Raw genomic sequence first — 9933 nt, forward strand, 5'->3', positions numbered from 1 at the left:
ACCCGCACGCCGCGGTCGGCAAGAGCGATGAAGACCTGTTCACCGAAGAGTTTGCCCATGCGGCGCGCAAGGACGAACTGCGCATTTTCGAGACGGGGGTTGCGCTCAAATGCAAAGAGGAACACGCCGAATGGGAAGACGGCCACATGAAATGGGTCTCCACCACCAAGATCCCGTTGCGCGGAACCGAAGGCGAGGTTGCGGGGTGCATCGGCATCGGGCGCGACATTACCGAACTCAAGCAGAAGGAAGAGCAACTCGAGGCGGCCAACGAACAGTTGCGGCAGGCCAACGAACAGATTGAGCAGGATCTGCAGATGGCGGCCCGCTTGCAACAGACCTTCCTGCCGCAGATCTATCCGGTCTTTGTTGCCCCCGGCGAAAAACCGCTGATCGATTTCCACTATTTCTACGAAGCCGACAGCGAGATCGGTGGCGACTACTGCGCGGTGCACAAGCTCGACGAGCACCGCGCCGGACTGCTCATCTGCGATGCCATGGGCCACGGGGTCCGCGCGGCGCTCGTCACCGGAATCATCCGGGCGCTGGCCGACAACCTGGCGCGCGAACCGCGCGCGGCGGGCGACTTTCTGACCGCCCTCAACCGGCAGCTGCACCCCATGCTGCAAAGCAAGGACGCCTTTATGTTTGCCACCGCCTGCTGCCTGACGATCGACCTGCGCACCGGCGAGCTGACCGGGGCCTTGGCCGGCCACCCGCCCCCGTACCTGATCCAGCCCCGGCAGCACCAAGCCGCGTTGCTCCCGATCGAGGAGGGCATCGCGGGCCCCGCGCTGGCGATCACCGACGACTTTGCGTACGAAACCTTTTCCCTCCAACTCCAGCCGGGCGACGAAATCCTGATGTATACCGACGGCATCTGCGAAGCGGCCGACGACTCCGGCGAAGAATTCGGCAGCGTGCATCTGGGCGAAAGCCTGCTGGAAAACTGCAACCTTCCGCTCAAGGAGCTTTTCCCTCGCCTGATCGAGACCGCCCGCGAATACACGCACCGCAACAAACTCGGCGACGACATCTGCCTGCTCGGATTCTCGCTCAACGGGCTCTGCCCGTAGCGCCGAAGGATCGCGGCCGGAAGCTTTTCCAAGCCGGCCGCGCGGCGCGAACAAGGGCAACTCCGGACTTCAACAACCGAACCTTTTCAGATAGGGTTCCGGCTCTCGTTTTATAAACACAGGAAGGTCACCATGAAAACAGCTGCCATTCTCGCGTCGGCCCTCGCCGCCGGCTCCCTTGCCACCGCCGCCAAAGACCCCGCCGAACCGGGGCTCTACGCCAAGTTTTCCACCTCGAAAGGCGAAATCGTCTGCATGCTGGAATTCGAGAAAACCCCGCTGACCGTCGCCAACTTCGTTGGTCTGGCCGAAGGGTCCCTCAAGAACAACCAGAAAGAAGCGGGCGAGCCCTACTACGACGGCCTCGCCTTCCACCGGGTGATTCCCGACTTCATGATCCAGGGCGGATGCCCCGAGGGGACCGGCCGCGGCGGCCCCGGCTACCGCTTCCCCGACGAAATCGATGCGTCCCTCAAACACACGGGGCCGGGCATTCTCTCCATGGCCAACGCCGGACCGGGCACCAACGGCAGCCAATTCTTCATCACCCACAAGGCGACCCCTTGGCTGGACGGGAAGCATACCGTCTTCGGCCACGTTGTGACCGGACTCGACGTGGTGAACAAAATCGCCCAGGGCGACACGATCAAAAAGGTCGCCATCCTCCGCGTCGGCGACCAAGCGAAGGCCTTCAAATCCGACCAGGCGACCTTCGATTCCCTGCTGGCCAACTTCGATAAAATCCAGCAGGAAAAAACCGCGGCGGCCGCCGCCGAACAGCTCGCCAAGATCCAAAAGATGTTTCCCGGCGCGAAAAAAACCGAATCCGGCCTGATGTATCTGGTCAAGGAAGAGGGCCAAGGCGCCTCCCCGGAAAAAGGCGCAACCGTCAGCGTCCACTACACGGGCAAACTGCTCAACGGAAGCGTGTTCGATAGCTCGGTCGAGCGCGGTGCCCCGATCCAATTCCCGGTCGGTGCCGGGCGCGTCATCCCGGGTTGGGACGAAGGCATCATGATGATGAAACAGGGCGGCAAGCGAACGCTGGTCATCCCGCCGCAACTCGGCTACGGCGCGCGCGGCGCCGGCGGCGTCATCCCCCCGAACGCATGGCTCGTCTTCGATGTCGAGCTGATTGACGCCGGCGAATAGGTTTCCAAGGAGTCCCGCCATGTCGAACATCACCCGGGTGAAAGAGCGCGTCAACTTCTGCATCAAAGGCGAGCTTTGGGAGCAAATCCCCAAGTTCTTCGAAGAGCTCCACCCGGCCGACATCGCGGAAATCATCAACCACGCGCCGTCGAGCTCGCTCAACAAGCTTTTCGAGCTGATCGATCCCGAGATCAAGCCGGACGTTCTGGCGGAGCTCGACGACCAAGCCGGGGCCGACATTCTCGAAGAGCTGACCGACGAGGAGATCTCGGATCTCGTCGAGGAAATGGCGCCGGACGACGCCGCCGACCTGCTCGGCGAGCTCGAAGACCAGCAGCGCGAAGGGATTCTCGATCTCATGGAGGACGAGGAATCGGACGATGTCCGCGAGCTGCTGCAATACGACGAGGACACGGCCGGCGGCATCATGACCACCGACTTCGTGGCGGTCCACGGCAACATGAAAGCCTCGGAAGCGATCGACTACATCGGATCGCTCGAACTCGACGAACCGCTCTACCACCTCTACGTCATCGACACCGAACAACGGCTGATCGGATGGGTTCCGCTGTGGGAACTCATCCGGCGGACCAACCGCAACCTGACGCTCGACGAACTGGCGGAAAAGGAGACCATCGTCATCCATACCGATGCCGACCAGGAAGAGGTTGCGCGCCTGGCCTCGAAATACGACCTCAGTTCGCTGCCGGTGCTCGATTGGCAAAACAAGCTGGTCGGCCGCATCACGGTCGACGACATCATGGACGTCATGGAAGAAGAGGCCTCGGAAGACATCTTCAAGCTGGCGGGATCGAGCGATTCGGAGCTGGACTACAACTCGCCGCTGCACGCGTTCAAATCGCGGTTGCCCTGGTTGCTGATCACGCTGACCACGGGGTTTGCCAGCGTGTTGCTGCTCGACAACTACCACCACTACCTCTCGCTGAGCGACGTCATCGTGCTGGGCGCCTTCGTTCCCGTCATCATGGCCATGGGCGGGAACACCGGCATCCAATCCTCGACCCTCATCATCCGCGGCATTGCACTCGGCACCGGGCACACCAAGAAAATCGCCCGGATCCTGAAGCACGAAATCATTGCGGGGGCCAGCATGGGACTCATGTGCGGGTGCGCCATCGCCATCTACGCAAGCATCATGATCGGGCGGCGGCCAACGATCATCCCGCCCTCCTACCTGGCGGCCACCGTCGGCATCGCCCTCTTTTCGGCCATGACGTTCGCGGCGGTGTTCGGCGCGCTCGTCCCGGTCCTGCTCAGCCGGATGAAGGTTGACCCGGCGGTGGCATCGGGGCCGTTTGTGACCTCCTCGAACGACATCTTCGCCCTGTTGATCTACTATGGCGTCACGGTGTCTTTGATCGCGGTGCGCTCGCTGCTGCTGGGAGGCTGAATGCTCGTTCGCGCCACGGCCATTCCCCTCGCGCTGCATCCGTACGCGAGCACGTCGTGCATCGTGCACTGGCTGACGCGCCACCACGGAAAGATCTCGACCCTACTCAAGGGGGCACAGCGGCCGAAAAGCGCGTTCCTCGGGGAATACCAACTTTTCGGCACCAGCGAGCTGCTCTACTTCACCCACCGCAGCAGCACCCTTTACACGGGCAAGGAGTGCGCCCTGCTGCAACCGCGCACGGCCTTCCGGACCGACTGGCGGGCCATGCAGGCCGCCTCCTATCTCACCGCGCTCGTCAACAAAACAACCCCCGAAGACGCCCCCCACCCCGAACTGTTCGAGCTGTTCGAGGAGCTGCTTGATTTTGCCGTGGACTATGGCCGCTTCCCGCAATTCCTGCTCTGGGCCGAGCTGCGGTTTTGCCGGCACCACGGCCACGCCCCGCAGCTGGCAAACTGCTTGCTGTGCGCCGCCAAAACCGATCTGCGCTTCTGCGCCTCCCAAGGCGGAATCGTTTGCCGAACCTGCGCGAGGGAAAACAAATTCCCGACCCTCGACTGCCCCCCGGACGTGCTCGCCATCCTACGCGCCTGGCAAGCGGCCGGGCACCCGGCCTCCGTGGTCCAAACCCAGCTAAACGGTCGGCAGCGAACGGCCCTCGACGCCATTGCCGCCGCCTTCATGCACGCCCAGTTCAACCTCAACCCCGAACACCGCAACGCCGCCACGCAGGCGGCATAGCGATTACGCCCCGAGGCGTATGCCGAGTTGCTCCGCGGTCTCTTGGGTGCGTCCGGCGATCGTCCGGATTTCCTCCCGGGAAAAACCGTGCTGGTAATAGGCGGGCGGATTGAGCTTTTGCGCATATTCCTCGACCAAGCGGCGGTCCGGTTCGAGCCGGCAGTGCCCGAAGATCGCGTCGACCCAAGCCGCCGAATCCGAACAGAGCGCATCGTAGTCAACCACGAGGATCGATTCCTTGAGTTGCGGATCGTCCAAGAGCTCCAGCAGATGGCGGTGGACGTCGTCCCAATACCAGGCCCATGCCTCGACGTCCTGCCCGGCGTTCCACAGGGCGACGATCCGCTCCGAGGTTTCGTGCCGGCCATGGTTGACCGGAACCCGGTTCAAGCCGAATTCGAAATGGCCGACCCTGCACATGTGCGTTAGAACGGCGGGATCTTCGGTTTCCAGTTTTTCGAAGAGGCGTTGCTGCTTGCGCAGCGACGCGATGTGCATGAGCGGCTCGCGCACGGGCACAACGAACCGCGCATCGGGAAAGAGACGGGCCAGATAGCGGATCCGCGACAGGTTGTAGTTGCCTTTCGCCAAATAGCGCTGCGCCCGGCGCACCAACAGGATTTTCCGGATATGGTTGGAATAGAAGCGGTCGAAGTCCCGGTTGCGGTCCCGGGCATCGAGGACGTTGCAGCGGGCGGGGTCGTGGAGCCCGCTGAAATAGTGCATCCAGAGCGGCTCTTCCATGGCCTCGGGGCTTTCCGGGCCCACCTGGATTCCATCTTTATGGGTGCGTTCTTCGAGCGGCCGGCGGTCGGGCCTGCCCCCGGATGCGGTTTTGAGGAACCAATTCCACCAAAACGGCGTGTAGAGCATGGGGAAATCGCGATAGGTGTGGCTGGCGGTTCGTTCGTGGGCGGCCAGCAACTCCAGCAGGATGGTGGTGCCGGAGCGGGCCAACCCCGCCACATAGATGGGGCGGTCGATCGCAATGCGATCGAGCTCGTCGCGCAGGATGCCGCTCTCCAGGTTGCCCATCGCCGCCCAGAAAGGACGGGCGTGGAACACGAGGTTGCTCAGCAAGCGGGTTTCGGTTGGTACCGTGCTTTTTGCCATGCCCGAACCTATTCGACCTTGAACACGATTTTGAGCAGGAGGGAGAAGACCGTCATACCCATCAGAAACAGCGTCTCCCATCCCCGCAGCCAGTTCGGACCGACGGGAATGAAGTCCCGGCGGCCAAATGCGAACTGGACCGAATCGATCTCGCTCGAGGCGGGCAGGTAGCCCATCGGATTGCCGAGCAGTCCGTTCCACCATTGCCGATGCGCCACGGCATTGCCCGGAGGCGGGAAACCGACCGTCTGCAAGGGGTTCCCCAACGAATCCAGCAGGACGACGCCGGACATGCCCGCCACCATGCGAACCGCATTGGTGGCCGCGGGCGCGCGGCCGGGCGGCAGCGTGCCGACAAGGAAGGCGGCGCCTTCGGGCTGCACCGCAATCCCGATGCGCTCATCCGGCAACGGGGCGGCATAGCCATATTCCGCATTGATCCAGCAGGTCAGCGAAAACAGCGGCAAAACCGCGATGCAGGTGGGAAGAAACGTAAAGGCGAAACGCTTCAGCGCAAGGCGGATGTTTTCCCCCGAGAGCCGAAGCAGCGCCCGCAGATCGTCGGGATTTTTGGCGAGTTCCACCTGGATCTCGCGCATGCGCCGCTTGAAAAAACGCAGTTGTTCCTGGGGCGAACAGAGGCGATACAGGAAGAGAACGGCCCCGGAACAGAACAACGACCAGACCAGGATTGCCCCGGCGGCCCCCAGCAGCCCCGACAAGACGCCGTTGACCGCGCCGTAGAGCGGAAACGGGAGGCCGAGCAATCCATGGGAGAACATGCCTACGGTGTCTCCGGCTTGCCGCCCGAACCGGTTCCCTTGCCGCGAATCTTGCGGATGAGATAGCGAAAGGGCCAAACGAGGATCACCCCCAGGGCGAGCCCGATGCTGGCAATCAACGCCCATAGGGCTCCCAAGGCGCTGAGTCCCGCCCCGGGACCGACATATCCGAGTGTATCAGGAATCAAAACCATTCCCGGCCTCCATTGTTGAATTTGAAATCGATTTCGTTTTTTCCATAGCGTTTGGCCCCCAGAACAACGGCGACGAAGGAATCGTCCTTGCCGGCGCGGAACGGGCTGCGCCAATCCCAGACCACCTTTCGATCGGGGGTCAGTTCGAAGATGCGCCCCTCCATCGCCTCCGTCACCAAGAGGTTGGCGTTGGGCAACTCCTCCAGAACGGCATGGTAGGCACTGTTTAAAGCCTGGCCCGGTTGCCCGGAATACAACCAGGTCACCTTGCGCTTCGCCGGATCGAGCCGGACCACGGCGGACTTCAGGCCCCGTTGCTTCAGCCCTTGGCCGTCGAAGAGGAGGATGTCGCCCGCCGCCGAAGCCCGGGCACACGACTGCTTTTCGCCGGGTCCGTCGAAGATCCATTCGATTTTCCCGGTATCCGCAGAGACGATCGCCAGCAGCCCGGCGGCGGACATGGAGACGAGCAGGTCGCTCTCGTTGACCGCCGGGAATTTGCCGGCGAGGGCCGACGAAACCGGGTGAATGCTGGAGGTGCCCAAGGCCCCGTCCGGCAGCGGCTTGAGGAAGGAGAGATTCCGCCCGCCTACGGCCTTGACGGCTTGGTCGATCAAGCTGACGCGCGAAAGGACCTCCCGCTCGGGAGAGAAGGTAACGAGCACATCGTCGATGAACGGGCAAACGAGCTGGGGTAGGTCGGGAATCGGTTCGTTGCGAATCTCCCGCACAAGGGCATGTATCCGGCCGGCCCCATCCACGGAAAACGCTCCGGCAACGCGCTCGTCGAGGGTCCATACCGGATTTGATTCCGAATCCATCAACACCAGTCCATATCCCCGCGGGTTGTCGGCCAAGCAACAGGAAACCAGCAGGTTGCCGTTCGGGTAGAGGTGCATGGAACGCCAGTAAAACTGCGCATGGGCGGCGGCCGTCTCCGCATAGGGCGGCGTCTCCCAGATTTGTTCGAACGGCAGCTGCCACTTGTGAACCAGCTCACCCTGCATGTCGTAGAGGAAGGCGGATTGCTCGTGGGCGGAAGACAACAGCGTATAGCCCTCAAAGGCTTTCGACGGGGCCGCATAGACCAGCCCCGTTTTGCCTGCGGGTCGGGCCGACCACAGCCCGGAGTTCCCCAGCAGGGCACCATTCATCGGGCGGTCGCACAACAGATCGGCGAGAGCGAACGCCGGCCGCAGCAGGGAATAAAACGGGCGGACATCGTATTCGCCGACCAACACCCCCCCGAAAAAGGAGAGGAAGCCAAGACCCGCAACCGTCAAAAAAACAAAGAATCCATTCATGACCCGGTTCATAGGCCCTCCAAGAAAGGCAATTCCTCTTCGGCAAAGCGGGTGGCCCCCATCACGACCGCGGTGTATTCCATGTCCGGCGCACTCTTGAAGGGGGAATCCCACTCCCAGACCAATTCCTTATCGCGCGTGATTTCCAGCACGCGCCCGCCCTGGGTCTCCGTCACCAGCACGTTTCCGTTGGGCAACTTCTGCTGAACCCCGCGGATATTGCTATCGAAATCCTGCTCCGCCCCGGCATAAAGCCACTCCACGTCCCCGGTCACCGGGTTGTATTCCATGATGGCGGATTTCCCGCCCACGAGCCGCCGGCCAACGTTGTCGAAGACGAGGAGGTTGCCGTTGGGCAGCGGATCGGGATCATGCTGCCGTTTCCAGGGCCCGAGCAAGGTCCAGCCCACCGACTGGGTTCGGGGATCGACCGCCGCGATCATGCTCAGGCTACGGAACGAAACCAGAATCTGCCCCGGCTCGACCCCGGGCACTTTGTCGGCAAACGACTCCGGAATATATTTCGCGGTGTTGGTGTGCAGGAAGTCGCCGTTGCGGCGATGGATGAAGGAATAGAGTTTTTCCTCTTCGCCGGTTTGCGTGAAGCGCTTGACGAGCGCATCCAAGAGATCGATGCGGTAGAGCTCCTTTCCGTCCGGCGAATAGACGACGGCATAGTCGCGGAAATAAGGTTGCCGCACCTCGGGCAAGCCCGGAATATCCTTCTTGGAAACGCGGTGCACCAAGGTGTAGATGTTGCCGTCCTCGCCCAGAGTTACATCGTGATGGAAATAATCGTCGACGGTCCAAAGCACGTTCGAATCCTTGTCGATGCGGGCCAGGCCATAGCCCCACGGGGCCGCGCCTTGGCCGATGAAGACAACGATCACGTCGCCGTTGGGCAACAAGACGGCCTGTCGCCAAGCCATGTAGGCATCCCCCACGAGGCGTTTGATATGCGGATGGGACGGCCACGCCTTGCGGAACGGCATTGCCCATTTGTGCACGGTCCGCCCCTTCATATCCAGCAGGTAGGCTTCCTGGGCGTGGCCGGAAACCAGAAACGTGTAGCCCTTGTACGCCTTGTCCTTGTTCCAGAGAACGACCCCGGCCGCCGTACGGCGCGTTTTGGTCCAAAGATCCGTGCTCCGTTTCTTGTTGTACTCAAAGGTTTTGACCTTCAAGGCCCCGGCCGCACTGAATGCCTGGCTGAAGAAGCCGTAGATCGGCGACAACTGGAACTCGGAAACGACGGCCCCCGCCGCAAAGGAGAGACCTATGCCGACGGCGCCGATCGCCAATATCGCATTGCTTTTCATCAAAAACCTTGTCCTATCCCCATCCCCACGAGACATCAGACGCGGCGCCACGCAAAACGAAAAAGCCACAGTCGAATCCAACCATCACGCACGAACAGATATCCCCTGCCCCGCGGCATATGACAAATGAATTCTTTGTCATGTGATTTTGGAGTCCGCAACCCCCGTTGGCCGCGCCATTAGCAAATCGGAACACGAGCGTCCCATTGGAACGCAACCGCCCCGGAAGGGGGAATTTTGCAGGGTTAACCTACATCCGGGAATGGAGCTACCGATGAACTCAGATGGCCGCGGATACTCAATGAGATCAGGATCAGCTACGCGACCTTACGGTTCCGGGCGACCCGCGCAGACCCGCGGTGAGAAAGCGGTACGCCCCACACCCCTGGCATCGAATGGGTTTAGGGGTGGCCGCGCAGGACGCAGCCCCCGAGGAACGAGGGCGCGGCGTTATTCGCCGCCCGGGGTCTTGCCCAGCGTTAAGCAGTTCGGATTTTGCACAGCGCCGGCAGGCCGGACGTTTGCCTCCATCTCTTTTTCAAAACCCTGCATGGCGGATTTAAGCTGCTGGACGATTTCGGGATGGTCGGCCGCGACGTTTTCCTTTTCACCGATGTCTTCGTCCAGATTATAGAGCGCTTCTTTTCCATCGACGACACGCAGCTTCCAGGACTTCCAGCGAACGCCCTCCAAGATGCCCCAGTGGGCATAAAAGAAATACTCGTGCGGACTGCCCGCACCCTCCACCAGCGTCGGCATCATGTCCTTACCATCAATTACGAGATCGTCCGGCAACGAGGCGCCGCAGAGCTTGGCGAAGGTCGGCAGCACATCCATC

Annotated in this window: 9 protein-coding genes and 1 pseudogene; 4 read left to right on the top strand and 6 right to left on the bottom strand. The window is 61.8% G+C overall.

What is annotated here, in order from left to right; translation table 11 throughout:
• The 4 genes from ABYO54_RS09215 to recO all read left to right on the top strand — a co-directional run.
• Positions 1-1076 (top strand): SpoIIE family protein phosphatase (locus ABYO54_RS09215; protein ID WP_372807960.1); only part of this gene is annotated, 1076 nt, incomplete at its 5' end.
• Between the two features lie 132 nt (positions 1077-1208).
• Positions 1209-2228 carry a peptidylprolyl isomerase gene (locus ABYO54_RS09220; RefSeq protein ID WP_372807961.1) on the top strand — a complete coding sequence of 340 codons (1020 nt, stop codon included), beginning with the start codon at positions 1209-1211 and terminating at the stop codon, positions 2226-2228.
• A gap of 19 nt (positions 2229-2247) precedes the next feature.
• Positions 2248-3639: a magnesium transporter gene (gene mgtE / locus ABYO54_RS09225; RefSeq protein WP_372807962.1), complete on the top strand. Its 1392-nt coding sequence runs from the start codon at positions 2248-2250 to the stop codon at positions 3637-3639.
• A complete protein-coding gene (gene recO, locus ABYO54_RS09230) occupies positions 3640-4383 on the top strand; it encodes a DNA repair protein RecO (RefSeq protein ID WP_372807963.1) in 744 nt (247 codons plus the stop codon). It begins immediately after the preceding gene.
• 3 nt (positions 4384-4386) lie between these two features.
• On the opposite strand, the gene ABYO54_RS09235 is transcribed toward recO, so the two are convergent.
• The 6 genes and pseudogenes from ABYO54_RS09235 to ABYO54_RS09260 all read right to left on the bottom strand — a co-directional run.
• Positions 4387-5496: a sulfotransferase gene (locus ABYO54_RS09235; RefSeq protein ID WP_372807964.1), complete on the bottom strand. Its 1110-nt coding sequence runs from the start codon at positions 5494-5496 to the stop codon at positions 4387-4389.
• Between the two features lie 8 nt (positions 5497-5504).
• The gene (locus tag ABYO54_RS09240) at positions 5505-6278 is read right to left on the bottom strand and encodes a hypothetical protein (protein ID WP_372807965.1); all 774 of its coding nucleotides are present in this window, start codon (positions 6276-6278) and stop codon (positions 5505-5507) included.
• A 2-nt stretch (positions 6279-6280) separates the two neighbouring features.
• Positions 6281-6472 (bottom strand): hypothetical protein, encoded by a 192-nt coding sequence (locus ABYO54_RS09245; protein ID WP_372807966.1) that lies wholly within the window; start codon positions 6470-6472, stop codon positions 6281-6283.
• Complete coding sequence (locus tag ABYO54_RS09250; protein ID WP_372807967.1) at positions 6463-7788, bottom strand: arylsulfotransferase family protein; 1326 nt, start codon at positions 7786-7788, stop codon at positions 6463-6465. Before ABYO54_RS09250 ends, ABYO54_RS09245 begins: the two co-directional genes overlap by 10 nt.
• A complete protein-coding gene (locus tag ABYO54_RS09255) occupies positions 7785-9095 on the bottom strand; it encodes an arylsulfotransferase family protein (protein WP_372807968.1) in 1311 nt (436 codons plus the stop codon). Before ABYO54_RS09255 ends, ABYO54_RS09250 begins: the two co-directional genes overlap by 4 nt.
• Positions 9096-9545: 450 nt before the next feature.
• Positions 9546-9933, bottom strand: a pseudogene (locus ABYO54_RS09260) (arylsulfatase); the annotation flags it as partial.

Source organism: Pontiella sp. (assembly GCF_041622395.1).
Classification (GTDB): domain Bacteria; phylum Verrucomicrobiota; class Kiritimatiellia; order Kiritimatiellales; family Pontiellaceae; genus Pontiella.